Here is a 24,847-nt window from a genome sequence, read left to right as displayed (position 1 = left end):
TAAATATTAAGTTTATATCGGTACAATCCCACTCACAAAGAGCATCAGCTTTTATATTAATAAGGAAAACATCATGAAATTGACATCTGTTCTTAAGCCTCATGAAGTACAAAGAGACTGGGTTTTGATCGATGCAGAAGGTAAAACTTTTGGTCGTATCTTAACTGAGGTAGCAACACTTCTTAGAGGCAAACATAAACCATCTTTTACTCCAAACGTAGATTGCGGTGACTATGTAGTCATTATAAATGCTCAAAAAGCGAAATTTACAGGGGTTAAATTGGATGATAAAGAGTATTTTACATACAGTGGATACTTCGGCTCTACTAAAAGCAAAAAGCTTTCGGATATGCTTGAAAATCATACCGAAAAACTTTACAAACTTGCTGTGAGAGGTATGCTTCCAAAAACAACACTCGGTAGAACAATGCTTAAAAAACTTAAAGTATATGCAGGGAGCGAACATCCTCATACTGCACAAATCAACAAAGGAAACTAAAGATGGCAACTATGTATGCAACAGGTAAAAGAAAAGCTGCTATTGCTAAAGTTTGGTTGACTCCAGGTAATGGCGAAATGCTTATCAATGGCAAAACACTTGACCAATGGCTCGGTGGACACGAAACGCTTAAAATGAAGGTAAGACTTCCTCTTGAGGCAACCAAACAACTAGACTCTATGACAGTAAAAGCAACTACGCTTGGCGGCGGATATTCTGCTCAAGCCGATGCATTGAAGCACGGAATTACAAAAGCGCTTGTAGAATTTGAACCTTCTTTTAGAGCTATTTTAAAACCAATGGGTCTTCTTACAAGAGATTCAAGAGTGGTTGAAAGAAAGAAGCCAGGAAAGAAAAAAGCGAGAAGATCTCCTCAATTCTCAAAAAGATAATCTCTTATCTTTTCCAAAGAGCTTCTATGCTCTTTGTTGTCTACCCTCATTATTTTTATTATTTAATTGGAATCTCTGAAGAAACAGGGAGTATCTAGTCGCAAGCACTGTCTATAGAAAGCCTAATTTTCTCAAAGAGAGCGTAAGGAACTTTGCTCAAAATTTGAGAATTAATCAGATGATTTAATTCCTAAGCGTTGCTATTAGGCGATTAGGGATTAATAAAGCATCTAAAGCATCTATAATTGAAGCAAATATTACATCTGCTGAGTTTAAAGTACGGATATTTATTCCCTCATCTTGCAAAATAGCAAATCCTAAAATAGCACTTTTCAGCATAAGCGCATCATTTTTTCCATTTCCTACGGCAACAGTATGCTCCATGCCCAAAGATTCTATAAATGATAATTTTTGTTCATCTTGTTTCTCTTTGCCTATGACTTGAATATTTAAAAAATCAGCTTCGCATTGTTCGTGTACAGATCCATAGGTATCTGCCGTTAGAATATGTATGGAAAGTTGCGACGATAGTTTTTTTAATCTTTCTGTTACTCCTTCTATGAGGATCCCGTTGATAGCGATTGTGCCGTTGTAATCAAGAACCAAGTGCGTTAACTTTATTTGTTCCATGCCTGATATGTTTAATGTCATATTATCCTCTGATAGTTTTAGTAGCCTGAATTATACGCTTATAATCTTGTTTGTATGGTGAGATAATAATTTTAGAAATGATATTTGAAGGGATCATATGTGCCTTGCGGCACATATATGCTAGTGATGACTTTTTAGTATCAAAAGTGTCATTTTGATATTGATAGCAATAAATCTTATAAGTTGCCATATCACACAAGTGCGTAAAAATTTTCTAAATTTTGTTGGTATCATAGTGCCTGCTTGCGGACTATACGGTTGAATGTGTTCCATGTGTTTTGTTGCCATTTTATTTCTCCTTTTTTATTTAATCATTTCTTCTTGAATTCATAGCCAAGCTACTCGTTCAATTCATCTCACTGAAGCTTCGCCTTTGGCTCAGGAAAATCATTTCTTCTTGAACTCATAGCCAAGCGATTTGCTTGCTATGTTTCTCATTCCGGGATTAAAGTCCAGCCCGGTTTAAGTTGCGCTTTCCAAAGAAAAGCAAAGTGTAGAAAATGTTTAATCCAGTGTCCCGCAAGACCTATCTCCCCGGTTGTCATCTTGATGTCTCTGCCAACACCAGGATATTTTTCAAAATCAGGAACGACAGGATAAACAGTCATCGCAGCGGCAGTTCCAGTAAGAAATCCTTTGCCTGCACTTGCTACGCATGCTGCTCCCATTTCTGACATACACGCAGTGTGGGTTGGCTGGCTTGCGCCATGGATCATATCTGCTATACTGTGCGCTACTGCTTTACCCATCATGGCGCTTGGCATGCCTGTTCTTGGCGGAGTCGGTGTGATAGGAGTACCGTTTGGTGAGCTCATCGGTTTAGATATCGGATGCGGCGGCGCAAACGCTATGCCTACTGCAAAAATATTCTGATACGTAGGGTTTTGTAGAGTACGAGGCCAATCGCTTGCTTTCCAATTTTCATAGGCGCCCGCGTTGTAGTTGGCGTCAACTTTCATAAATCCGTTTGGAGCAAAAACCGTATCTGTGATATCTGATCCGTCTTTATCGTATGCTTTAAGGCCGACCCCTGCAAACGGAGGAATAAGCATAGCAAAATCAAATTCTTCAACACCCATGGTGCCGTCTAATTTTTCATAGTGTGCTTTTCCGGCTTCTACTTTATTGACATGTGCTCCGATGACCCATTCAAGCTTTCTTTCGCTATATAGTGATTCGGCAAATATTTTACTGGAAGCTGTGTAGCCGCCGACATTTAGATGCATCCCGCCCATACCGAAATCACCCAAGAATGATTCGTTTGAAATCCATTTTATATCGAGATTATCTCTAATGCCTGCTTTTTTAGCTTCATGCTCAATGTTGAAGATATATTCAAATGCAGCACCTTGGCATGTGCACATGCCATGGCCTGTGCCTATGAGAATTTTCTGTTTTTGGGTTTTTGCTTTTTCGAAGACTTTCTGGAGTTCTTCATTGGCATGTACTGCATGGTCTGCGGTACAAACAGAAACAGTGTACCCTTGATCCAGTCCGGGCGTTGCACCAAAATTTAATTTTGGACCGGTTGCATTGATGAGATAGTCATAGGTTACCTCCTCTGTTTGTCCTTCTTTGCCTTGGCCGGTATACTCTATCGTAATAAATGCCTTTTCGTTCTTTTCGCTGCCGCTTGGATGAAGCGATACGGCTTTTGCCTGCCTATAGTCAATACCCGCTTTTTCATACACAGGAGCAAGAGGAAAAACAACATCCTCTTTTTTCATTTCGCCTACACCTACCCAGATATTGGACGGGATCCAGTTCCATTGCGAATTGGGAGTAACAACTACCACTTCATGTTCATTGCCAAGCCATTTTTTTGCAAACGTTGCGGCGGTGTGTCCGGAGACACCCCCACCCATAACTACCAATCGTGCCATAATCTTCCTTCATAATAAAATATCATCGAAGTTAAATTCTAATTCAAGAATATTTAAATGAAGATTAATTTTAGATATTTAAATAGTTTAATTAAAAATACTTATTTCATTATTAATATAATAAGCATGATGAATAGTTTTATCGTTGTGTATTATAAGGATTATTGATGAAATTGAGATATAATCAATCTGAATTATTGTAAGTCTTTTATTTTATGATAAAATTTTTTGAAAAATTGGAATGACAAATCAAAGGATGCGGATGAAATTTATTGATATGTTTATGACTCCCGTTCGTGCAATGAAAATGCGCTATCTCCCCTTGCTGCTCATCTATTTTGCATACGGAGCAAGCGGATTTACTGCTGTGGCAGAAACATTTTGGGTCAAAGAACATTTAAAATTAAGCGCAGAAGCTCTTGTTGCACTAAGTGTGTGGCTTACTGTGCCTTGGACAATCAAGATGATATTTGGACAAATGGTAGATTCTTTTACTTTGTTCGGATCAAATCGAAAAATTTATGTTTACATTGGTGCCTTGCTTATCGCAGTAGGGATTATGCTCATGACCGGATTGGTTTCGGACGCTTCTTGGTTAGCTTCTTTTCAAAAAGATAAAGTCTATATTCTTGCATCGGTAATCAGTGTGATAGGTTTCGTGGTGCAAGATGTTGTTGCCGATACTATGAGTACAGAAGTCGTAGACAGAACACAGACTGATATGGAGATCAAGAAAGAGTTGGCTATGGTGCAAGTTTTGGCACGACTTTCTTTGGGCATAGCGGTTTTTGTAGTGGCCGGGCTGAAAGGATGGTTGGCCCAGCTTTATTCTTATGAAACCATGTTTAAACTCTCTTTATTTATTCCTTTACTGTCTGTAGTCGGAGTAACATTGGTAAAACTTAATCCGGTAGAAAGTTCACCCTTAAACAAAAAGATCTTTTTTGGTGGATTCTTATTTGCTGTTTTTGTTGTGCTTATGGGGTATAATGAAGTGGCTTACTCCCAAGAGATTGTTGTTTTTGTTTCTTTGATCGTTGTGCTTTATATGCTTCGCACCTTAGTGTTTGACTTGGATCCCCAGACTATTCGACATATTCAAATGGCGATGATTGTCATTTTTGTATATCGTGCAGTGCCCACTGTAGGGCCGGCTCTTACATGGTGGGAGATTGATATTTTGGGATTTGATAAAGCTTTTTTTGGTACTCTAGGGCAGATAGGCGCAGCGTTGGCATTGGTGGGCATGTGGATTAGTTCCAAATATATCGTAAATCAATCCATAGGAAAAGTACTCATTTTCCTTACCATTGCAGGAACAATTTTATCATTGCCCATCCTTGGATTATATTATGACATCCATACCATGCTTGGGATAGATGCGCGTACGGTTGCAATGATAGATACTGCGGTGGCTTCTCCTTTTGATTATATAGCAACAGTGTTAATGTTAACTTTGGTGGCAATTTATGCGCCTGCGGGCAAAAAAGGGACCTGGTTTGCATTAATGGCGAGTTTAATGAATATTGCATTGAGCATAGGAGGACTTTTGAGCAAATATCTTAATCAAATTTTTGTACTTACAAGAGAGATAAAGGGTGAGGGGCAAACAATAACCCCTGCAAATTATGATGATTTGGGTTTATTGCTTTGGACGGTTATCCTGATAGGGTTTGTTGTGCCCATTGTAACCATAGTGAAGTTTAACCCCGATCCCAGTATGCAAAAATAATTTTTAGGATAAAGAAAATAAAATGAAAGAAAAAACAATACTTTTTGATCTAGACGGCACACTGATTGATTCTACAGATGCTATATTGGAGAGTTTTCATGCAGCATTTAATATGTTTGGAAAACAAATTCCGCCCCATGAAATGATTAAGGGGCAAATAGGCCACCCTTTAGATAGGATGTTTGTAACACTTGGTATTCCAGAAGGGAAGGTTGATCGTTATGTGGACGCATATAAAATGCACTACAGACAAATAAGCTGCCAAAAAACAGTTTTGCTTCCGCAGGCCGCACAAGCAGTACATTTGGCAAGTCAGGATGCCAAATTAGGTGTCGTGACAACAAAAACAGCCAAATACTCCATAGAACTTTTAGAGCATATGGGAATAATGAAATATTTTGAAGTGCTCATAGGAAGAGAGGATGTAACCTATCCGAAGCCACATCCAGAACCAATACTTAAAGCCATATTGAAGCTGCAAAGTGATAAAAACAAATGCTGGATGATAGGAGACACCCCCATGGATATCTTGGCAGCCAAAGATGCCGGAATTCGTGCTGTAGGAGTAAAATGCGGATATGCGGATGAAATTACTTTATCACCATTTGCAGACCATGTCTGCGAAAATGCATTTAAAGCAGTGCAATTTATTAGCGTATCGTGAGCGAAAGTCAAAAAAATTGTAAATTCAAGCACAATTTAAGACGGGCTTTATTAAAATAAAAGCAAACATCGTGTGTTAAATTAAATGAGGAGAAATTATGGTAGAAATAAGATGGCACTCTCGTGCAGGTCAAGGTGCCGTGACAGGAGCCAAAGGGTTAGGAGATGTTGTTTCTACAACAGGGAAAGAGGTGCAAGCCTTTGCTCTGTATGGATCTGCCAAAAGAGGGGCAGCAATGAGGGCTTACAATAGAATTGATGACAAAAAGATTATTAATCATGAGAAATTTATGTTGCCTGATTATGTCTTAGTCATTGATCCTGCATTGGCTTTTACGGACAATATTACAGAAAATGACAAGCCTTCAACATGCTATATTATTACAACACATCTCAGCAAAGAAGAATTGATCAAAGGAATCCCTTCGCTATCAGGAAAAGAGGATCGTGTATTTGTGGTAGATTGTATGCAAATTTCTCTTGATACAATCGGAAGAGTTGTCCCGAATGCTCCTATGCTCGGCGCGTTTATAAAAGTTTCTGGAATGTTTGAGCTTGATTATTTCTTAGAGAGTATGAAAAGAGTACTTTCAAAATTTCCACAAAAGATTATCGATTCAAACATGGACGCAATTTCAAGAGCGTATAACGAAGTTAAGTAGAAAGGGAAGAAGATGCAAGATCAAGATTTGTGTGCAGCAGAGAACAGAGGTGTTAGAGAACTTGGGGCTGAAAAGCTTGTTGGTTGGGATGAGGTCCAACAAGGAGTTGTAATCAACTCTTTTGACGGAGATGCAACAGGTATCGTTCATCAAAAAGCCGAAGAGAGACTCTATTCGGATTTTAACTCCTATACGGCAACAGTAGCCTCATGGCGTGTACAAAAACCGGTGTTCAATATCGATGTGTGTATTGATTGTCAAAATTGTTGGGTATGGTGTCCGGACAGTTCGATTATCTCAAGAGATAAGCAGATGTTGGGGATTGATTATGATCATTGTAAAGGATGCGGAGTTTGCGTGGAAGTATGTCCGACAAATCCAAAATCACTTTTAATGTTTACGGAACATACGGAGTTGGATGCAGCACTTTCTGGGTGGCCAGAGAAAACAAAAAAAGAAGAGAAATAAAGGACCGCATGATGGCAGAAAAATATGAGATCAAAGAGACAGAAGTTTGGGATGGCAATTACGCTATTTCTCAGGCGTTAAGACAAGCGCAGGTGGACGTGGTTGCAGCATACCCCATCACGCCCTCAACACCTATTGTTGAAAATTATGGAAATTATGTAGCAAATGGGTATATTGATGGTGAATTTGTCATGGTAGAATCTGAGCATGCAGCGATGTCAGGATGCGTTGGTGCAGCAGCAGCCGGCGGCCGTGTAGCAACAGCAACATCATCTCAAGGATTTGCGTTGATGGTTGAAGTGCTTTACCAGGCATCAGGCATGAGATTACCTATCGTTCTTACTGTCGCCAACAGAGCATTGGCTTCTCCGCTTAATGTGCGAGGGGATCACTCAGATATGTATTTGGGGCGTGATTCGGGTTGGATCCAATTGGATGCATTTAATGCCGAAGAGGCATACGATATGACTCTCTGTGCATTTAGAATAGGTGAGCATTTGAATGTAAGGCTGCCGGTGATGGTGCATCAAGACGGATTTCTTACTTCTCACACAGCTCAAAATATACATCCTTTGAGCGATGAAGAGGCGTATAACTTTGTAGGGGACTATAAAAGCGTAGACGATATGCTTGATTTCGCCAGACCTGTTACTTATGGGGCACAGACTGAAGAAGATTGGCATTTTGAACATAAAGCAAAACAGCACAAAGCACTGATGGATTCTCGTACAATCATTGATGAGGTATTCGCTGAATATGGGAAATTGACAGGCAGAACCTACAATAGAGTTGAAAGCTATCTTATGGAAGATGCAGAAGTCGCTATTGTAGCACTTGGTTCAAGTGTTGAGACATGCAGATTGGCGGCAGAGGAGTTAAGAGCTGAAGGTATCAAAGCAGGGGTGGTTGCACCAAGATGTTTTAGGCCTTTTCCTTTCGATGCGATTAGAGAAGCGCTTAAAGATGTTAAAGCCATAGCTTGTCTTGACAGATCATCTCCGGGGGGCGCAATGGGCGCACTCTTTAATGAGGTGTCAGCAGCACTATACAGCACGCAGGCAAGACCAATGGTAACAAACTTTATTTATGGTCTTGGCGGGCGTGACTTCGCTGTTAAAGAGGCAAAACGTATTTTTATGGAACAAAAGGCACATGTCGATGCAGGACATATTACAACACCTATTCAGCAATTTAGTGGACTTAGAGGTCCGAAGCTTGGATTTTTTGAAACAAAAAGGAGCTAAAAGATGGCGATTACATCAATAAAAAATTTAAAAGAATTTTCAACAAATAATGATAGATTTGAAGGCGCGCATCTTCTTTGTCCTGGTTGTGCGCATTCAATGATCGTAAGGGAGCTTATGAATTGTACTGATGACAATCTTGTGATCAGTACAAATACCGGATGTCTAGAAGTGTCAACCGCAGTGTATCCGTACACATCTTGGGATACTTCTTGGATTCATATTGGATTTGAGAATGCAGCAACCGCGATTTCAGGTGCCGAAGCAATGTATAAAGCAAGAAAAAGAAAAGGAACTTTGAAAGACCCCAATGCACCTGTGAAATTTGTAGCATTTGGCGGTGATGGTTCGACATATGATATCGGGTTTCAGTGGCTAAGCGGTGCCATGGAAAGAGGCCATGACTTTACATATATCTGTTTGGATAATGAAAACTATGCCAACACCGGAGGCCAGAGATCCTCATCTACGCCGGTAGGCGCAACAACAACCACGGCTCAAGCGGGTTCTCATAGTTATGGTAAAAAAGAAAAGAAAAAAGATATTGTATCCATTATGGCAGCACATGGTGCTCCTTATGTGGCTCAACTCGCTCCAAACAAATGGAAAAGTATGGCGCAAGGTTTTCAAAAAGCATTAGGGACGGAAGGTCCATGTTTTATCAATACGGTTTCGGCTTGTACTACAGAATGGAGATTTGATCCAAAAGATACAATTCATATTACAGACTTGGCAACAGATTCTTTAATGTTCCCCATTTATGAGATTATAGACGGTCATGAACTGAACATTCTTTATAGACCAAAAAATGTGATTCCTGTAGAAGAGTATCTTGCAGCACAGGGAAGATATAAACATCTTTTTAAACCAGAGTACAAACATGTGATTGAATCAATCCAAAAAGAGGTTGACCAAAAGTGGGAGATGTTACAGCGACGCGAAGAGGCCAGAATCTAATCTTTGCTTCTATAGTTTATATACCAATATTATGCGACAATCTTTCGAAGGCGGTCGCACTGTATTGGATTAATCTCTAAATGAGTTTTTTAGTCTGTCTCCATCTTTCAAGTAAATCCTATACAAGCCAAAACAAATTCATCAATAGATTGTTTTTATTAAATGCATTTACGTTGTGAATCTTTAAATTTTTTTTGATTAAAACTGCTATAATCAAAAAAAAGTAAGAGGTGAAAAGATGCCATTATTAGACAGTTTTACTGTAGATCATACAAAAATGATAGCCCCGGCAGTACGTGTGGCTAAAAAGATGAGCACGCCACGCGGTGATGATATTACCGTATTTGATTTACGTTTTTGTATGCCCAACAAAGAGATACTGTCCTCTAAAGGAATGCATACTTTGGAGCATCTTTTTGCAGGTTTTATGAGAGATCATTTAAATTCTGAGGATGTCGAGATCATCGATATTTCTCCGATGGGGTGTCGTACAGGGTTTTATATGTCTTTGCTTGGATCTCCAAAGAAAAAAGAAGTGGCCAAAGCATGGGAGAAATCGATGGAAGATATACTGGATGTAAAAAGCAAAGCAGACATTCCCGAGTTAAATCTTTATCAGTGCGGTACATGCAGGATGCATTCATTGAAGCAGGCGCAGCAAATAGCCAAAAATGTACTTCAAAAAGGTATAGGAACCATGAGCAATAAAAAGTTAAAACTTAGCCAAAAACAATTCAAAAAAGAATTATCATGCTGATTTTAATTCCTGTAGAAAGCGTCATGGATAAAAAATCGCGTATTGCTACTCTTGCAGATAAAAAAGCATGGGCATTGGTAAAGTTTGAGAACGGAGAGATTCAGTATGTGCAATTTTTTGAAAATCGTACAGCTATCGGAGAAGAATGGATAGATTTTGTCATTTTGGAAAATAAATTTGAAAACTACATGGAATTTATGCAAGAAGGTATGATGGTTTTAGTAAGACGTCAAGAAGAGAGCATTGAAGAGATCATGGAAGCGTTTAAATTTAAAGAGCTTGACGAAATTGGAGTAGGATAAATTAACTCCGGCAAAAATAAAAAATGAAGAACGAAATATATCATGAATCTTTAAGAGATCAAAAGAGACTGGTTGCCACTCAGGATGGTTCTGTTACGCTTTTTTCTTGTGAATTTGACGAGGCCTACCATTCAACGAAAGACGGTGCACTTCATGAGTCTTTAGAGAAACATATAAAGCCTGCTTTTTTACTACAAAAAGAAAAAGCATCATTGGCGATTTTGGATATTTGTTTTGGTTTGGGATACAATACGCTGGCAACACTTTATTATGTCAGACAGCAAAAACTTCAAACAAAAATACACATTCTCTCTCCGGAATTTGATGAAAAGCTTGTTCGTTCGCTCTCCGGCTTTGAGTATCCTAAGGCTTTTGATGATTTTAAACCCGTCATAGAGATTTTAAGTCGGGAGTTTTATTATGAAGATGAACAGTTTAAGATAGAAGTACTGCTTGGAGATGCGAGAGAAAGCATCCCTAGGATTAAAGAGAACATCGATATTGTCTACCAAGATGCATTTAGTCCGGCACACAATCCTTTGTTGTGGACCCAAGAGTATTTCTCAGACCTAAGATCCATCTGCACGGATGATACAATACTCACGACCTATTCTACTGCTGCAGCCGTTCGGCTGGGATTGCATGAAAATGGATTCAAGTTATTTGCTTATCATGGAGATAAGGTGCGTTCTTCGATGATAGCAAGCCCTCATAATTTAAATTTAGAGCTTATCGATATGACATTAAAAATTCAAAGAAACCCCCTGGCTAGAAGCTTGAAAGACGGGGATTATTTGTAAAGATGCACTGCAAGCCAAAGTGTTCCTTTTTGAGTTTTTGTGACACAATGGGGTGTTTTTGAAGGAATAAAAAGACTTTCTCCCTTCAAAAGCGTTATTTCTTTCTGATTTAAAAGCAGTGTCGCCTCTCCTTCCAGCAGAAGGATCCATTCATCTTCCTCTTGAATATACTCAATGGGTTCGATCTTGTCGGAACTTACAATATGGACTATTTTAATATTTTTATGTTCGAGCAAAGTGGTAAAGCTTTCACCAACTTTCGGTATGATGCAGTCATACAAATTCATCAATAGCTCATCTGAATTTTGTCGATATCATTCCAGCCTATATGTTTATCAGGGTTTTTGGTGAGAGCATTTCTGTGTGTAAGGATATGATCGATATATCTGGCAAACATATCCGTTTCTATATTAACCTTTGTGCCTATTTTGTACTGGCTGATGAGCGTTTCTCTGAGAGTATGAGGGATAATAGTGAGTCTAAAACTCTCTTTTTGGACATCATTGACGGTTAGGCTAACACCGTCTATAGCAATCGAACCCTTAGGGACGATATAGGAGATATATTTGGGGTCAACCCGGATAAGGTAATCGATTGCATTTTCGCGCGAAATAATCTGCGATACAGTTCCCGTGCAATCAACATGTCCTTGAACAATATGCCCTTCAAAACGGTCATTCATCTGCATGGCAGGCTCGATGTGAACTTTCCCGCTAAATTTGCTTGTTTCTATAATGGAACGTGTCTCATCAGAGAGTTCCAGATCAAATCCGTCAGGGTTGATTTTGATAACAGTCAAACAAACACCATTAACAGCGATAGAGTCTCCGAGTTTTGCTTTATGCCTCGACTGAATGCTTAAAATGTTGTTGCGATACCGTTTGACAATTGAAATTTCACGTATAAGCCCTGTGAACATGAATGCGCTTTGTCCCTTAATAATTTTAGATATAATTCGTTTATTATAACCAAAAATTAGTGAATAGATAATAGTGAACAATAAAAAGATGAGCAGTTGGCTTTACTTTTTATTCCTATCAATAAAATTATAAGTTTTTTAAAAATAGACTTAACTGTTTATTGTTCATTAAGCAGTATTCACTCCAAAATGGAGTTTTTAAATGAATTATGACACTATAGTGATCGGCGGAGGACATGCAGGAATAGAAGCTGCGCTTGCTTCTGCGCGCATGGGCGCCAAGACACTCATGATTACGATACTTGTTGAGCAGATTGGGGCTTCTTCATGCAATCCTGCAATAGGCGGACTGGCGAAAGGACATTTGGTAAAAGAGCTTGATGCCCTGGGCGGGGAGATGGGGCTTTGTACCGATGCAACAGGTATCCAGTTTCGTATGCTAAATGCCTCTAAGGGTCCGGCAGTCAGAGGAAGCAGGGCACAAATAGATATGGATAAATACCGTATTTATATGCGTGATGTAGTGTTGAATACAGAAAATTTGGATCTTAAACAAGAGATTGCCGAAGGGCTTATCGTAGAAGAAAATGAAGTCAGAGGTGTTGCTACACAGCTGGGCAACACCTATCTGGCATCCAAAGTGATTATTGCTTCAGGAACGTTTCTAAACGGGTTGATCCATATTGGTGAAAAAAAACAAACAGCAGGCAGGCAAGGTGAATTTGCATCGGTGAAGCTCGCAGAATACTTAAGAGGTTTAGGTCTTAATATCGGACGACTAAAAACAGGAACTTGTGCCCGTATAGATGCTAAAAGTGTTGATACATCAGTCATGGAAGTTCAGCCGGGAGATATGCCTCCTCCTCCGTTCTCTTTTCGTACAGACAGAAAAACATTTCACCCCAAGCAGCTTCCGTGCTATATTGCCTATACAAATGAAACAACACATGAGATTATAGAGAGCAACTTTTACAGAGCACCGCTTTTTTCGGGACAGATAGAAGGGGTGGGACCTAGATATTGTCCCAGCATTGAAGATAAGATTAATCGTTTTAGAGACAGGCCAAGACATCAGATTTTTGTGGAACCCCAAACCATAGAAGAGACAGAATATTATATCAATGGCATGAGCACCTCTTTGCCGACAGATGTTCAGCTGGATATGATACGTTCGGTTAAAGGAATGGAAAATGCAAAGATTGTACGCTATGGTTATGCTATAGAGTACGACTATATTCAGCCGACCGATCTAAAACATACTTTGGAGACAAAAAAAATCAAAGGGCTTTACTGTGCAGGGCAGATCAATGGTACAACGGGATATGAAGAAGCAGCGGCACAAGGGTTGATGGCCGGCATCAATGCCGCGCTTAGCCTGCAAGGCAAAGAGCCTTTTATTCTTAGACGGGATGAGGCTTATATTGGGGTGCTTATCGATGACTTGGTTACAAAAGGCACCAAAGAGCCTTATCGTATGTTTACCTCTCGTGCAGAGTATCGCTTGCTTTTGAGAGAAGACAACGCTGACATAAGACTTTCGCATTACGGCAAAACGTTGGGATTGCTTGACGATGAATATATAAAGAAAGTAGAAGAGAAACATCAAAACATTCAAGAAGCATTAAATTTTATGCGTCACAATTATGTGACACCGACAAAAGATTTTTTAGCAAAACTAGAAGAGATTGGCGCAGTGAAAATCAATGACAGAACATGCTGGATAGATGTTGTAGGTCGCGGGGATTTCAATAGGGAAAAACTTGTTACTCTTTTGCCAGGATTTGACAAATATAATGATGAAGTAATAGAGCAGATACTTATAGAAGCCAAATATAGTCGATATATTGAAAAGCAGCAAGATCAGATAGACAAAATGGAGGATATGCTTAAAATCAAAATCCCTGAAGATTTTGTGTACCGTAAAGTTTCCGGATTAAGCAATGAAATTGTCGAAAAATTAGAAAGATCAACGCCGCCTACGCTTTTTGAAGCTTCTCAAGTTTCCGGTGTTACCCCTGCGGCACTGGAGATTATACATATATATATTAAAATAAATCAAAAAGGAAAACGTTAATGTTGTACTATTATGCTCATACGGGGCATAAAATAGGACTTGATCGCATGAAAAGGGGCGCAGCGCTACTTAAAGAACTGCAAACCCAAGGAGTTGAAGCAAGATTGCTTGTCAATGATTTTCGTGCAGGATTGGCCGCAAAAGAATTTGGCATCAGGGATTCGGTGACGATTGAGACAATTCAGGATATTGATTTGGTTGCGCAAATAGGTGACAGTTTGATTATTGATTCACCCGAAAATGACAGAGGAAGGCTTCAAAAATATTGCATCGAGTATAAGGCAGTGTTTCGTTTTGAGCAAAATTCGGAGGATAGACCACGCTATACTGAAACAGTATTGAAGTTATTTTGTGAAGATGAATCGTGTATCCCGGCGGTGATTATTGATGATATTTATTTTGAACCCTGCTTAAAAAAAGAGAGAACACTTTTCTTTTTGGGTGATGCAGATTACGATAAGATTATTTTGTCTCATAAACATTTTTTTGAAGCAAATCGCATGGAACTGTTGTTGGGCCACTATTTTTTTGTCAAATATGAAGACGATTTGGCGAAAATTTTTTCTAAATTGCATGAGGCAGAAGAGTACACAGATCTTATACGCACATCCAGTCGTGTGGTTACAGCTTCTTTTCAAACAGCATTGGAGGCCAAAGCGAGTGGCGCAGAGGTAATTTATCTCAAATTAGATGAAAAAGATAAAAACATTTCAGACTATTTAACTCTGAATAACATCAGCGTAATTGATAATTTGGATACTAAATTATATGAAAAATTTGAGAGGGCTGATTCAAAAACACACCATCTGACAAAAAATGCTTCTATAATTGTAAGAAACATAATAAATAAGATAACTTTTTAATAATAAACGCTTTATAATATGCAATCCAAATTTTATAAAGGAAGAAGTATGGGAAAAGACGTACAAGGTCGTAGAGACTTTATGGGAATGGCTCTTGGTGGTTTTACTGCACTTGGTGGACTTGGTGCACTATATGCAATGAAACGCAGCTGGGATCCGTTACCAAGCGTAAAAGCAGCAGGCTTTACAATAATTGATCTAAGCGCAGCACAGGAAAATGTGCTAAATGTAGAAAAATGGAGAGGAAAGCCTATCTTTGTATTAAAAAAATCCAAAGATATGAAGCCAGATGATAGAGATGTAGTGATAGGTTCTGATAGATATCATGTGTCTATCGGGTTGTGTACACACCTAGGATGTATCCCAGCCTATTTGCCGGATAAACGTAAATTCCTTTGTGCTTGTCATGGCGGTGAGTTTGACACGAGCGGACATCAAATATTTGGTCCCCCGCCTAGCCCACTGGAGGTTCCGCCGTTTAAAATAGACGGAACAAAGTTGGTACTTGGTGAAGCTGGACCTGAGTTTCAAAAAATGTTAGATGCTGGTCTAACGGTATAGGGAAGGAGAGTAAACGATGGCAAAATTTGAAAAAGCAAACAGTGTTAATGAATGGCTAGACCAACGTCTAGCAGTTGAGACACTAAAAAGAGTACTCTCAACTGAGTATTGGATCCCTAAAGATATTAACTTCTTGTGGGCAATGGGTATGGTTTTGGCAGCAACCTTTGGAGTGCTTCTAATCAGCGGTATCTTCTTATTGATGTACTATAAGCCGGATGCGAATTTGGCATTTGATAGTGTAAACTATATCATCATGAGCGAAGTCGGATACGGTTGGCTGTGGAGGCATATTCATGGAGTGGGTGCATCAGTAGTATTTCTTATTATCTATATCCACATGTTTACAGGTATTTACTATGGTTCGTATAAAAAAGGAAGAGAGCTTATTTGGTTGTCCGGTATGTTGCTTTTTGTAGCATTCTCAGCAGAAGCGTTTTCTGGCTATATGCTTCCATGGGGTCAGATGAGTTATTGGGCCGGTATGGTTATTACCAATTTATTCTCTGGCGGATCACTTGAAGCGTATGGACTTGTTGAATGGATTAGAGGAGACTATGTTCCCGGCGATGCATTCTTGACAAGATTCTTTATGTTGCACGTATTGTTGATTCCTTTGGTGATTATCGGACTTATTGTTTTGCACTTTGGTTCACTTCGTATTCCTCACGTAAACAATCAAGAGGGTGCTGAAATTGATTTTGAAGAAGCGGCAGAGCTTTATAAAGCAGGCAAGAAAAAAGAATCAAAAGTTATTCCTTTCAATCCGGTATTTTTAAGTAAAGATGTTTTTGTAATGGGTGTTTATTTTATCTTATTCTTTTATTTGGTGTTTTATCATTTTAATTTTGCAATGGATCCGGTGAATTTTGATCCTGCAGACGGTCTTATGACACCGGCACACATTTATCCTGAGTGGTATTTCTTGTGGTCATATGAGATATTAAGACCATTCCCGAAAGATCCAGGTTTGATTGCATTTGGTATTGCCCAAGCAGCACTTTTCTTCCTTCCGTTTATCGACAGAAGTCCGAATGTGGCACCGGCACACAAAAGAGGTCTTTTCTTTGTATGGTTCTGGATCCTTATTGTTGACATGATCGTATTGACGGTATTGGGTAAATTACCGCCAGAGGGTATCTTTAATACATTGGGAACAGTTGCAGCAGTAATATTCCTTTTGTTGGGACCTGCATTGATTGTGATTACAAAATTTGAAAAAAAGCTGTAGGGAGACAAAAAGAATGAGAGAACTAAAAATATTAGCAGTAGTTGTATTCTTTACGCTTGTTACTTATTGGGGGGTTGAGCCTTTTGCGCACTCACAAATGCATAAACACGTGGAAGGTCATGGATTTACCTATAATGGAGAAGCGGATATAAAAGAAGCGGAAGCATCATTGGCCAAAGCCAAAGAGAGTGGGAGCAAAGAAGCTGAAGCGCAAGCAAAAGTAGAAGCAAAAAAAGCATTTTGGGCCGATGTAGAGAAAGTCGCACAGCTTGAAGGCAATGCTGCAAACGGAGAGGCAGCGTTTGCTACTTGTTTGGGATGCCATAACGGCGCAGGCATCAATATGGGAGGCGTTATTCCGCCTAATCTTGACCATGCAGGTTCTTTGTATGACAAAAATTATTTGATCGCTGTCATTAAAGATCCGGCAATGGCATCTAATGTTGATCACAAATATGCAGATACAATGACGCATCCGATGGGATCGATCAAAACGATGATTACTGATGATCAGCAAATTGCAGATATTGTTGCCTATATGCAAGAAAAAATGGCTGGCGAAGTAACAAACAAACAAGCGTTTGACGAAGCATGTGCCAGATGTCATGCTATGAGATATGCAAAGACAACGCAGCTTGGCGATACTCCTACATTTAAGTATGAAAAAGATGCGTTGGCACACAAGGTCAAAGTGCTTGAGGAGCAAGATTTAGTAAAAGCCTATATGGGTAAATTACCGCCGGATCTTTCTATCATGGTGAGAGCAAGATCAGAACATTTCATGGAAACGTTTGTAGAAAATCCTCAAACACAGCTTCCGGGAACTTCTATGCCTAGAGTCGGATTGACGCACGAAGGATATGAAAAAATAAAAGCGTATCTTGAAGAAGTTGGAGATCCAAGCAAGCCCGCAAGAGAAGCTATTGGACCATGGGTATTGCTTTTCTTTGCAGTATTTACAGTGCTAGCTTATCTTTGGAAAAAATCTCAATGGAAAGATCTTCACTAAGAACATTTTTCTAATATAGCGCGGAGTTTCTCCGTGCTATCGCTCCTATAATTTTTTTATTCTTATTTTCAATCTGCATTAACTTATTTTTATCTACTTTTTGATACTCTAAGCAAAATTTATAAAATATAGGATTGAAATGCTTATTGATGGATATGGTAGAACAGTAAATTATCTGAGAATTTCAGTAACCGAAAGATGCAATTTTCGATGCCAATATTGTATGCCCGAAAAACCTTTTTCTTGGGTGCCTAAAGAAAATTTACTTAGTTTTGAAGAACTTTTTTTATTTGTAAAGGTAGCTATAGATGAAGGGGTTACAAAAATCCGTTTGACCGGCGGCGAGCCCTTGCTTAGAGAAGATCTGGATACCTTTATCAAAATGATAAGCGACTACAAGTCTGATATCGATTTGGCACTGACGACAAACGGCTATTTGCTTCCCGAAACAGCGCAGCGCCTTAAAGATGCAGGACTCAAAAGGGTCAACATCTCTTTGGATTCCCTTAAGGCAGAGACGGCTGCCAAAATTGCAGGCAAGGATGTGTTGGATCGTGTACTCAAAGGAATTGAAAAAGCTTTAGAAGTAGGGCTTAAGGTTAAAATCAATATGGTGCCCCTTAAGGGCATTAACGATGATGAGATTTTAGATATTCTAGAGTATTGTAAAGCGCGCAACATTAAAGTACGGTTTATTGAATATATGGAAAACCGTCATGCATCCCAAGCACTGAGAGGCATGCACGGCAAAGAAATTTTGGCAAAAGTTAAACAGGCGCACACAATCAAAGCCCTAGGAAGAGAAGGGGCTAGCCCATCATTTAATTATCTTTTAGAAGATGGCACAGATTTTGGATTGATTGATCCGCATAAACATGATTTTTGTGAAAATTGCAACCGTATTCGTCTTACAGCCGAAGGAAATCTTATACCGTGCCTTTACTTTGATGAAGCCATGAGCATCGCTGAGGCGGTCAAAGAAGGAGATATAGAAAAAGCGGCCGGAGTACTTGCCCAAGTACTTAAGGATAAACCCAAAGAAAACAGATGGAATGAAGAGGAGAGTGGAAAAGCGCAGGAAACCTCTGCACGTGCGTTTTATGAAACAGGAGGATAATTGTTCGTCAAAATTACTAATAAAGGATATTTTTGTTTTATCTAACCGAGCAATTTTTTTCTATACAAGGGGAAGGCAGATACGCGGGTGTTCCCTCTTATTTTTTAAGAACAGGGGGATGTAACCTTAACTGTCCCGGATTTGGAACTTATTATGAAGTCAAGGGCGAGACACGGTACGGATGTGATACCTATTTTGCCGTAGACGCCAATTTTGCAAAAGCATGGCAAAAGATTGAACAGAGTACCGAGTTGATTGAAAAACTTACAAATGAATTTCAGGCGATTGGATATCAACCTCATGTGGTGATTACAGGGGGTGAGCCACTATTGTACTATAAAGATAAAGCTTTTTATGAAGTGATCTCGTGGCTGGTAACACAAAAAATTTTTGTAACATTTGAGACCAATGGCACCATTGAGATAGATTTTGAAAAGTATCCTGTATATAAAAACTGTGTTTTCGCACTCTCTATTAAGTTGACAAACAGCGGTGAAACCATAGAGAAGCGTATTTATCCCGCAGCGCTAAGAGCCATTGCGTCTTACGCTAAAGAATCGTTTTTGAAATTTACTATTGATGTGCAATTGATAGAAACAACCGCATTGGACGAGATTAATGCAATCAGAGAGATATTGCCAAATTCTGATATATATTGTATGCCTGTAGGTGAAAGCAGGGACACGATTGTAAAAAATGACAAATCTGTTTTTTTGTTTTGTATGGCACATAATTTTAGATACAGTGATCGATTGCACATACGTGTTTTTGATACAACCCAGGGAGTATAAAGAGTATCGATGGGTTTATTTCATCTTAGTTTTAGGTGGATGTGTTAAAATCAGATAAACTTACTCCTATTAAGGATAGAAATATGTTGATACGGAAACTTTTTAAATTTGAAAACGCACATATTGTGCGCAATTGCAGTACACGACGATGTAGTGAAAATGTCCATGGACACTCCTACAAAGTAGAAGTATTGTTTGAATCAAACTATCTTGACAATGGGCAGATGGTATATGATTTTGGTTTAACCAAGCAGTATATTAAGGAGATGATCGATTCTTTTGATCATGCGATCACTCTTTGGTCCAAAGATGACAAGGTCTATCTGGATGCCATGAAGAGACACAGCAGCCGTTGGATAGAACTCCCCGTTTCTCCTTCGGCTGAACAATTTTCACGTGTGATTTATTTGCTAGTGGAGCGCATATTGGCATGCACAATCATGGTGAACGGAGAAAGAGATGTGAGGCTCCACAGTATCATTGTTCACGAAACAGAAACAGGCTACGCTCAAGGCTTTAGAGAGGATGCCCATAGTGAATTGATGGGCACAATACGTTTAGAAGAGATTATCTTTTCAAAACAGATACAAAACGAATGGAGCGATGACACTCTGTGGCATAAGCTACTCCAACGCACATTAATCGAGAATCCAGAAAAAATTTAGTATAATCATTAATCTAAAATTATAAGGATAATAAATGAAAAAAATAGCAATATTTTCGTTGGTGGCCGCAGCAGTACTTTTTACAGGATGCGGAGAAGAGACAAAAAAATCAGCTGCTGAAGCAACCGCAGCAGTAAAAGAAACAGCATCTAAAGCAGTAGAAGAAACTAAAGTTGCAACACAAGAGGCAATATCCAAAACAGTTGAAGCATCAAAAGAGATAGCAGATACGGTTAAAACAGAAGCGGCAGAAGCGGCAGAAAAAACAAAAGAAGCAGTCGCTAAAGCAGCACAATCAGTTGCGCCGGAGACTTTGGCAGACGAAAAGAATACAACAACTTCTGAAGCAATCCAAGAGACGTTGGAGGCAAATCAAACAACAGAGACATCAGGCCAAGAAACAAAAGTGCTAGAAGCGCCAGCGGCTTATGCAAAATGTACAGGATGCCACGGACAGGACGGTAAAACAAAAGCACTTGGTAAATCCGAAATTATTGCAGGACAATCTGAGGCCAATCTTATAGCAGCAATGAATGAATACAAAACAGGTACAAGAAATGTATCTGGCATGGGCGCACTTATGAAAAGTACAATGAATGCAGTAAGTGATGAAGATATTAAAGCTATTGCGGCATATATCTCAAATATAAAATAAGTTTTATCTTTTTTTCCCGCATCTGCGGGAAATCTTTCAACTCTTCTTACTTTGTAAAAAAATCTTCTTTTTGACATCTATGCATGCTCCATCCAATCGGAATAATTTTTACGGCTGAACCTTTTTGGAGAAACTTGAGATTTGGAGTCGTGATAATCATTGCATTGGCTTTATGCATAGGCGACACCATACCCGGAAGCTGCTGGGACAGAGGCGCAAAAGAAGTTCCGTCGAAATACCCCAGGCACGCAGTATATTTTCCTCCGCGCATTTGATAATCTTGTGCGATTTGTGTACTTATGGTACCATGATAGTGGGCATTGGCTCCGCTCATTTTCGCAATGAGTGCACATACAAAAATTTCATAGTTTACCATTGAGGCCAAAGGATTCCCTGGTAAATTAACGATAGCGCTCTCTCCTATTTTTCCATAGGTAGTAGGCTTGCCAGGTTTAATATCCACTTGGCTAAAGTAGGTTTTCATCCCCAGTTCGCCAAAAGCTTCTTTTGTAAAATCTTTATCCCCCATACTTACGCCTCCGCTTGTAAGAATGATATCAGAATCAATAGCTGATATAATCACCTCCTTAAGAGAATCAATGCTGTCACCGCTATTGCCTATATACCGCACTTCACAACCTAGTTCCTGCGCACGTGCAAGAAACATGGGGGTGTTTGAATTATAGAGCTGATGCGGTGCGATTTTTTCAAAATGTGAACGGAGTTCATCTCCGGTGCCAAATACCGATACTTTGATTTTGCGTTTGACCATAAGATGTGTAACCCCTTGACTTGCAAGAAGAGCGATACTGTAAGCATTTACTTTTTCACCTTTATGCAGGTAAGGAATTCCACTTTTGATGTCCTCTCCCGCATGCCTGATATGTGCACCGTTTTCGATTGGTGCAGGCAGCACTACTTGATTGCCTTGAATTTTTGCTTTTTCAACAGGAACTATGGCTTCGCATCCTTCTGGAATCGGTGCACCGGTCATAATTTTAATGGCATACCCTTGCTTAAGATTAGTTTTTGGAGTGTCACCTGCATAGAGAACTTCATGGCAGTCAACTGTGTTGCCTGCATCTGCACACTTGACTGCGTAGCCATCCATGGCGGAGTTGTCAAATCCGGGCAAATCAAACTTTGCTATATAATCTTCTGCAACAATACGCCCCAATGCCGCCTCAATAGGAAGAATTTCTGTGCTTACCGCAGAGGTATTCTGATAAATAATATCCAATGCTTCAGTAATAGAAATAGCCATACAAAAAACCTTTGTTTTAAAATGAGATAGATTATAGCAAATTTGAGTATAATTAGAGATATTAATAGTTTAAAGGACAATGGGGTATGGTGGAGCAAATTTTACTTTCGCACTCTCTTCTGGTCAAGGTTTTTTTAGGATTTTTAGTGGGGGGATTATTGATTCCTTTTGTGGGCACAAAAAATCCTGGTGGATTTAGAAAAGCAAGTTTTATTTACACGATGATCTTTCAGGCACTTATTGCAATGATTGCATTTGTGGGCATTGTTGCTTTGGTTATGGGTGAATTCGGTATGACGCTGAGTATTATTTTGATGATTGTGATCTGGGTAGCGATGATGTATATAGAGATACGTAAATACAAATTGATTAAAACGGGTAATCTGAAAAATGAACAGACAAACAAGCTTCTCAGGGGGGCTTTTTTAAAGATTTCTGCGGTGCAAATCTTGCTGGTGGTTTTTATGGTTGTATTTAAAATAATGGAAGTAAAAGGTGTTATATCTTTATCATAAGGAGGCAGGCAAGCCTCAATTGACTCTTCTTGGAGAAGAGCATCGTTATATTTTTAAGGTACGCAGACACAAGAATAACGATATTCTTTATGTGCGAAATCTTCAAGACGGTTTGATTCATCGCTATCGTATTGATGCAATTGATAAAAAAAGTGTAGAGCTGGCATTAGAGGAAAGTGAAGTCTTGGAAATCAGGGCCCGACGGCCATTGCACATTGGCTGGTGCATTATCGATCCTAAAAATATAGAAAAAAATATTACTTCACTCAATGAAATGGGAGTAGAGAAAATTACTTTTATCTATTGTGCACGCTCTCAAAAAGGTTTTCAAGTCGATTTTCCCCGTTTGCAAAAAATTTTGCTGAACTCTTCCCAGCAGTCAGGACGAAGTACAATGATGGTTCTAGATACAGCTAAAGATTTAAAAACATTTTTAACGCAAAATCCCCAGAGCTATTTATTAAATTTTTCAGACAATATGCTTGACAAAAAGATTCCTTTAGATACGATTGTGGTAGGATGTGAAGGCGGATTTGCAGAAGATGAAATCGCTTTGTTTTCTTCAGAAAAAATCGTTGGTTTTGATACACCGTTGATACTTAAAAGCGAAAGTGCGGTTTGTGCTGTTGCGGGTAAAATATTATTATAAATCAAATAAAAAGGAAAACTGAATGAAGATTTCAAGAAGAGATGTCCTTAAGTTTACCACAACTTTGACGGCTGCATTGTTTGCTACGCAAAGCAATGCTTCTGACACAAAAGATGATATGCAGCCTGCCAAAAAAACAAATCTTGCTCCTATTCAAAAGACCAAAGGCCCAAGAGTTGTGGTAGTAGGGGGAGGATGGTCAGGATTGAGTGTTGCCAAATATACCAAGTTGTTTGCGCCTTCGGCAGATGTAGTAATGGTAGAACAAGAGGAGATTTTTATCTCTTGCCCTCTCAGCAATCAGTGGCTGGTTGATAAAATTGATCTGGAGTTTTTGATACATGATTATCTGCGAGCAGCCAGAAATCATAAATATACCTATTTTCATGCGACAGCCACGGGCGTAGATAAAGAAAATTGTATTTTGCATACCAGTGAGGGGGATATTCCGTATGATTATTTGGTGTTGGCGCCTGGAATTGAATATGATTACTCTTTTTGGACGGATGATGTCGCACTGGAAAATAGACTCAGACAAGAGTATCCAGCCGCTTTCAGACCTGGATCCGAACATGTGACACTTAAAGAGAAGATCAAAAATTTCAAGGGCGGAACTTTCCTCATGACGGTACCGGGCGGAAATTACAGATGTCTTCCCGCTCCGTATGAAAGGGCTTGTCTTGTCGCAGACTATTTCAAACAAAAGAAGCTTAACGCTAAAATTATTTTGCTTGATGAGAATAATGATATTACGATCAAAGAGCATGGTTTTCACACAGCGATCGATGAGTTGTACAAAGATTATATCGTTTTGGAGTCTAGTGCGGCGATAGAGAGTATCGATCTTGAGAAAAAGATTGTAAAAACTGAATTTGATGAATACCATTTTGATGATGCATCTTTTTATCCTCATGTTAGAGGCGGAAAACTTCTTGAAATTGCAGGGGTTGCTAAAGATTCAGTCTATAACAGGCTCGAAGGAGACATTAATGTCGAGACTTATGAGGCGTACGGATATTCCAATATCTATATCTCAGGCGATGCCAGGCCGATGGGATTTTCTAAATCCGGCAATACCTCGCTGACCGAAGGACAGTATGTTGCAAGGCATATTGCCGCTAAAATCAACAAGCAGCCAAAACCCCAATGGACAAGCCCGATTACCATTTGTGTTTCTGCTGTTTCTGCCTATCCTGAAAGGGGTATTTTTATACATTCGGAGTATGCTTATGATAAAAAAATGCAAAGATTTAGTTTTGCAACACCTGTGACCAATGAAATTTGGAAAGGCGAAACAGGGATAAAAAATGCAAAAATGATTAAGGGTTGGGCAAAATCCTGCTATGAGGAGTTTTTTGGAAAATAAGACAACAAGGTATTTAAATTTATAATTTTTTAAAACTTTTTGGGTATAATTCCATTCTGAATTTCCTTGCAGGGCGCAAGAGAGCTGTCTCGCCAAAGAGCGTTGCAGCGACCCGTTATCTTAGATAGTGGAAGGGTACATGACGTATCGGAACAGGT

Annotated in this window: 28 protein-coding genes; 23 read left to right on the top strand and 5 right to left on the bottom strand. The window is 39.2% G+C overall.

Translation table 11 applies throughout. The features are described 5' to 3' along the window. The first annotated feature begins 73 nt into the window (after positions 1 to 73). A complete protein-coding gene (locus CFH81_05875) occupies positions 74 to 499 on the top strand; it encodes a 50S ribosomal protein L13 (protein DAB39759.1) in 426 nt (141 codons plus the stop codon). Between the two features lie 2 nt (positions 500 to 501). Continuing rightward, positions 502 to 891, top strand: a complete 390-nt coding sequence (locus CFH81_05870) for a 30S ribosomal protein S9 (protein DAB39758.1) — start codon at positions 502 to 504, stop codon at positions 889 to 891. 183 nt (positions 892 to 1,074) lie between these two features. On the opposite strand, the gene CFH81_05865 is transcribed toward CFH81_05870, so the two are convergent. Together CFH81_05865 and CFH81_05860 are read right to left on the bottom strand one after the other, a co-directional pair. Next, a complete protein-coding gene (locus CFH81_05865; GenBank protein DAB39757.1) occupies positions 1,075 to 1,542 on the bottom strand; it encodes an ATPase P in 468 nt (155 codons plus the stop codon). Between the two features lie 434 nt (positions 1,543 to 1,976). Continuing rightward, positions 1,977 to 3,425, bottom strand: coding sequence for a sulfide:quinone reductase (locus tag CFH81_05860; protein ID DAB39756.1), 1,449 nt, complete (start codon positions 3,423 to 3,425; stop codon positions 1,977 to 1,979). A gap of 241 nt (positions 3,426 to 3,666) precedes the next feature. Here CFH81_05860 and CFH81_05855 point away from each other — a divergent pair, with 241 nt between their 5' ends. The 9 genes from CFH81_05855 to CFH81_05815 all read left to right on the top strand — a co-directional run bounded on the left by CFH81_05855 (position 3,667) and on the right by CFH81_05815 (position 11,010). Beyond that, positions 3,667 to 5,157 (top strand): hypothetical protein, encoded by a 1,491-nt coding sequence (locus CFH81_05855; GenBank protein ID DAB39755.1) that lies wholly within the window; start codon positions 3,667 to 3,669, stop codon positions 5,155 to 5,157. Between the two features lie 22 nt (positions 5,158 to 5,179). After that, positions 5,180 to 5,821: a hydrolase gene (locus CFH81_05850; protein DAB39754.1), complete on the top strand. Its 642-nt coding sequence runs from the start codon at positions 5,180 to 5,182 to the stop codon at positions 5,819 to 5,821. Positions 5,822 to 5,918: 97 nt separating this feature from the next. Further along, entirely contained in the window at positions 5,919 to 6,482 is a 564-nt protein-coding gene (gene porC / locus CFH81_05845; protein DAB39753.1) for a pyruvate ferredoxin oxidoreductase, read from the top strand. A gap of 12 nt (positions 6,483 to 6,494) precedes the next feature. Continuing rightward, positions 6,495 to 6,950 (top strand): pyruvate ferredoxin oxidoreductase, encoded by a 456-nt coding sequence (gene porD / locus CFH81_05840; protein DAB39752.1) that lies wholly within the window; start codon positions 6,495 to 6,497, stop codon positions 6,948 to 6,950. Positions 6,951 to 6,961: 11 nt separating this feature from the next. Beyond that, a complete protein-coding gene (locus CFH81_05835; protein DAB40435.1) occupies positions 6,962 to 8,194 on the top strand; it encodes a 2-ketoisovalerate ferredoxin oxidoreductase in 1,233 nt (410 codons plus the stop codon). A 3-nt stretch (positions 8,195 to 8,197) separates the two neighbouring features. Beyond that, the gene (locus tag CFH81_05830) at positions 8,198 to 9,151 is read left to right on the top strand and encodes a pyruvate ferredoxin oxidoreductase (protein DAB39751.1); all 954 of its coding nucleotides are present in this window, start codon (positions 8,198 to 8,200) and stop codon (positions 9,149 to 9,151) included. Between the two features lie 238 nt (positions 9,152 to 9,389). Then, positions 9,390 to 9,908, top strand: a complete 519-nt coding sequence (locus CFH81_05825) for an S-ribosylhomocysteine lyase (GenBank protein DAB39750.1) — start codon at positions 9,390 to 9,392, stop codon at positions 9,906 to 9,908. Beyond that, complete coding sequence (locus CFH81_05820; GenBank protein DAB39749.1) at positions 9,902 to 10,210, top strand: hypothetical protein; 309 nt, start codon at positions 9,902 to 9,904, stop codon at positions 10,208 to 10,210. Before CFH81_05825 ends, CFH81_05820 begins: the two co-directional genes overlap by 7 nt. Positions 10,211 to 10,233: 23 nt before the next feature. Then, positions 10,234 to 11,010, top strand: a complete 777-nt coding sequence (locus CFH81_05815; GenBank protein ID DAB39748.1) for a hypothetical protein — start codon at positions 10,234 to 10,236, stop codon at positions 11,008 to 11,010. On the opposite strand, the gene CFH81_05810 is transcribed toward CFH81_05815, so the two are convergent. Beyond that, complete coding sequence (locus CFH81_05810; GenBank protein DAB39747.1) at positions 11,001 to 11,297, bottom strand: cupin; 297 nt, start codon at positions 11,295 to 11,297, stop codon at positions 11,001 to 11,003. The two genes, CFH81_05815 and CFH81_05810, sit on opposite strands and share 10 nt — an antisense overlap. Beyond that, positions 11,297 to 11,929, bottom strand: coding sequence for a riboflavin synthase (locus tag CFH81_05805; protein ID DAB39746.1), 633 nt, complete (start codon positions 11,927 to 11,929; stop codon positions 11,297 to 11,299). Before CFH81_05805 ends, CFH81_05810 begins: the two co-directional genes overlap by 1 nt. Positions 11,930 to 12,131: 202 nt before the next feature. Here CFH81_05805 and CFH81_05800 point away from each other — a divergent pair, with 202 nt between their 5' ends. The 9 genes from CFH81_05800 to CFH81_05760 all read left to right on the top strand — a co-directional run bounded on the left by CFH81_05800 (position 12,132) and on the right by CFH81_05760 (position 20,895). Beyond that, entirely contained in the window at positions 12,132 to 14,003 is a 1,872-nt protein-coding gene (locus tag CFH81_05800; protein DAB39745.1) for a tRNA uridine-5-carboxymethylaminomethyl(34) synthesis enzyme MnmG, read from the top strand. Further along, the gene (locus CFH81_05795) at positions 14,003 to 14,866 is read left to right on the top strand and encodes a hypothetical protein (GenBank protein DAB39744.1); all 864 of its coding nucleotides are present in this window, start codon (positions 14,003 to 14,005) and stop codon (positions 14,864 to 14,866) included. The genes CFH81_05800 and CFH81_05795 overlap by 1 nt, the downstream gene beginning before the upstream one ends. 48 nt (positions 14,867 to 14,914) lie before the next feature. Continuing rightward, complete coding sequence (petA, locus tag CFH81_05790; GenBank protein ID DAB39743.1) at positions 14,915 to 15,427, top strand: ubiquinol-cytochrome c reductase iron-sulfur subunit; 513 nt, start codon at positions 14,915 to 14,917, stop codon at positions 15,425 to 15,427. Between the two features lie 16 nt (positions 15,428 to 15,443). Continuing rightward, a complete protein-coding gene (locus CFH81_05785; GenBank protein DAB39742.1) occupies positions 15,444 to 16,658 on the top strand; it encodes a cytochrome b in 1,215 nt (404 codons plus the stop codon). A 13-nt stretch (positions 16,659 to 16,671) separates the two neighbouring features. Continuing rightward, positions 16,672 to 17,667, top strand: coding sequence for a cytochrome C (locus CFH81_05780; protein DAB39741.1), 996 nt, complete (start codon positions 16,672 to 16,674; stop codon positions 17,665 to 17,667). A 139-nt stretch (positions 17,668 to 17,806) separates the two neighbouring features. Next, complete coding sequence (locus tag CFH81_05775; protein DAB39740.1) at positions 17,807 to 18,784, top strand: GTP 3',8-cyclase MoaA; 978 nt, start codon at positions 17,807 to 17,809, stop codon at positions 18,782 to 18,784. Positions 18,785 to 18,816: 32 nt separating this feature from the next. After that, positions 18,817 to 19,575, top strand: coding sequence for a radical SAM protein (locus tag CFH81_05770; GenBank protein ID DAB39739.1), 759 nt, complete (start codon positions 18,817 to 18,819; stop codon positions 19,573 to 19,575). A gap of 83 nt (positions 19,576 to 19,658) precedes the next feature. Further along, the gene (locus CFH81_05765; GenBank protein ID DAB39738.1) at positions 19,659 to 20,240 is read left to right on the top strand and encodes a 6-carboxytetrahydropterin synthase QueD; all 582 of its coding nucleotides are present in this window, start codon (positions 19,659 to 19,661) and stop codon (positions 20,238 to 20,240) included. Positions 20,241 to 20,274: 34 nt separating this feature from the next. Further along, positions 20,275 to 20,895, top strand: coding sequence for a hypothetical protein (locus CFH81_05760; protein DAB39737.1), 621 nt, complete (start codon positions 20,275 to 20,277; stop codon positions 20,893 to 20,895). 46 nt (positions 20,896 to 20,941) lie between these two features. On the opposite strand, the gene CFH81_05755 is transcribed toward CFH81_05760, so the two are convergent. Next, entirely contained in the window at positions 20,942 to 22,159 is a 1,218-nt protein-coding gene (locus tag CFH81_05755) for a molybdopterin molybdenumtransferase MoeA (protein DAB39736.1), read from the bottom strand. A gap of 86 nt (positions 22,160 to 22,245) precedes the next feature. On the opposite strand from CFH81_05755, the gene CFH81_05750 reads away from it, so the two are divergent. From CFH81_05750 to CFH81_05740, 3 genes are read left to right on the top strand one after another with little or no spacing between them, the layout of a single operon-like run. Then, positions 22,246 to 22,674 (top strand): hypothetical protein, encoded by a 429-nt coding sequence (locus tag CFH81_05750; GenBank protein ID DAB39735.1) that lies wholly within the window; start codon positions 22,246 to 22,248, stop codon positions 22,672 to 22,674. Beyond that, entirely contained in the window at positions 22,655 to 23,323 is a 669-nt protein-coding gene (locus tag CFH81_05745; protein ID DAB39734.1) for a 16S rRNA (uracil(1498)-N(3))-methyltransferase, read from the top strand. The genes CFH81_05750 and CFH81_05745 overlap by 20 nt, the downstream gene beginning before the upstream one ends. A gap of 22 nt (positions 23,324 to 23,345) precedes the next feature. Then, a complete protein-coding gene (locus tag CFH81_05740; GenBank protein DAB39733.1) occupies positions 23,346 to 24,689 on the top strand; it encodes a twin-arginine translocation pathway signal protein in 1,344 nt (447 codons plus the stop codon). Positions 24,690 to 24,847 lie beyond the last annotated feature (158 nt).

This window comes from Sulfurovum sp. UBA12169 (genome assembly GCA_002742845.1).
GTDB lineage: Bacteria > Campylobacterota > Campylobacteria > Campylobacterales > Sulfurovaceae > Sulfurovum.
Note: the sequence above shows the minus strand (reverse complement) of the source record. Positions and strands in the feature narration are given on the sequence as shown.

What these genes read in the sequence shown, in the direction of transcription:
- CFH81_05875 (DAB39759.1), top strand. Translation starts at nt 74, where the DNA reads ATGAAATTGACATCTGTTCTTAAGCCTCATGAAGTACAAAGAGACTGG.
- CFH81_05870 (DAB39758.1), top strand. Translation starts at nt 502, where the DNA reads ATGGCAACTATGTATGCAACAGGTAAAAGAAAAGCTGCTATTGCTAAA.
- CFH81_05865 (DAB39757.1), bottom strand. Translation starts at nt 1,542, where the DNA reads ATGACATTAAACATATCAGGCATGGAACAAATAAAGTTAACGCACTTG.
- CFH81_05860 (DAB39756.1), bottom strand. Translation starts at nt 3,425, where the DNA reads ATGGCACGATTGGTAGTTATGGGTGGGGGTGTCTCCGGACACACCGCC.
- CFH81_05855 (DAB39755.1), top strand. Translation starts at nt 3,667, where the DNA reads ATGACAAATCAAAGGATGCGGATGAAATTTATTGATATGTTTATGACT.
- CFH81_05850 (DAB39754.1), top strand. Translation starts at nt 5,180, where the DNA reads ATGAAAGAAAAAACAATACTTTTTGATCTAGACGGCACACTGATTGAT.
- porC (DAB39753.1), top strand. Translation starts at nt 5,919, where the DNA reads ATGGTAGAAATAAGATGGCACTCTCGTGCAGGTCAAGGTGCCGTGACA.
- porD (DAB39752.1), top strand. Translation starts at nt 6,495, where the DNA reads ATGCAAGATCAAGATTTGTGTGCAGCAGAGAACAGAGGTGTTAGAGAA.
- CFH81_05835 (DAB40435.1), top strand. Translation starts at nt 6,962, where the DNA reads ATGGCAGAAAAATATGAGATCAAAGAGACAGAAGTTTGGGATGGCAAT.
- CFH81_05830 (DAB39751.1), top strand. Translation starts at nt 8,198, where the DNA reads ATGGCGATTACATCAATAAAAAATTTAAAAGAATTTTCAACAAATAAT.
- CFH81_05825 (DAB39750.1), top strand. Translation starts at nt 9,390, where the DNA reads ATGCCATTATTAGACAGTTTTACTGTAGATCATACAAAAATGATAGCC.
- CFH81_05820 (DAB39749.1), top strand. Translation starts at nt 9,902, where the DNA reads ATGCTGATTTTAATTCCTGTAGAAAGCGTCATGGATAAAAAATCGCGT.
- CFH81_05815 (DAB39748.1), top strand. Translation starts at nt 10,234, where the DNA reads ATGAAGAACGAAATATATCATGAATCTTTAAGAGATCAAAAGAGACTG.
- CFH81_05810 (DAB39747.1), bottom strand. Translation starts at nt 11,297, where the DNA reads ATGAATTTGTATGACTGCATCATACCGAAAGTTGGTGAAAGCTTTACC.
- CFH81_05805 (DAB39746.1), bottom strand. Translation starts at nt 11,929, where the DNA reads ATGTTCACAGGGCTTATACGTGAAATTTCAATTGTCAAACGGTATCGC.
- CFH81_05800 (DAB39745.1), top strand. Translation starts at nt 12,132, where the DNA reads ATGAATTATGACACTATAGTGATCGGCGGAGGACATGCAGGAATAGAA.
- CFH81_05795 (DAB39744.1), top strand. Translation starts at nt 14,003, where the DNA reads ATGTTGTACTATTATGCTCATACGGGGCATAAAATAGGACTTGATCGC.
- petA (DAB39743.1), top strand. Translation starts at nt 14,915, where the DNA reads ATGGGAAAAGACGTACAAGGTCGTAGAGACTTTATGGGAATGGCTCTT.
- CFH81_05785 (DAB39742.1), top strand. Translation starts at nt 15,444, where the DNA reads ATGGCAAAATTTGAAAAAGCAAACAGTGTTAATGAATGGCTAGACCAA.
- CFH81_05780 (DAB39741.1), top strand. Translation starts at nt 16,672, where the DNA reads ATGAGAGAACTAAAAATATTAGCAGTAGTTGTATTCTTTACGCTTGTT.
- CFH81_05775 (DAB39740.1), top strand. Translation starts at nt 17,807, where the DNA reads ATGCTTATTGATGGATATGGTAGAACAGTAAATTATCTGAGAATTTCA.
- CFH81_05765 (DAB39738.1), top strand. Translation starts at nt 19,659, where the DNA reads ATGTTGATACGGAAACTTTTTAAATTTGAAAACGCACATATTGTGCGC.
- CFH81_05760 (DAB39737.1), top strand. Translation starts at nt 20,275, where the DNA reads ATGAAAAAAATAGCAATATTTTCGTTGGTGGCCGCAGCAGTACTTTTT.
- CFH81_05755 (DAB39736.1), bottom strand. Translation starts at nt 22,159, where the DNA reads ATGGCTATTTCTATTACTGAAGCATTGGATATTATTTATCAGAATACC.
- CFH81_05750 (DAB39735.1), top strand. Translation starts at nt 22,246, where the DNA reads ATGGTGGAGCAAATTTTACTTTCGCACTCTCTTCTGGTCAAGGTTTTT.
- CFH81_05740 (DAB39733.1), top strand. Translation starts at nt 23,346, where the DNA reads ATGAAGATTTCAAGAAGAGATGTCCTTAAGTTTACCACAACTTTGACG.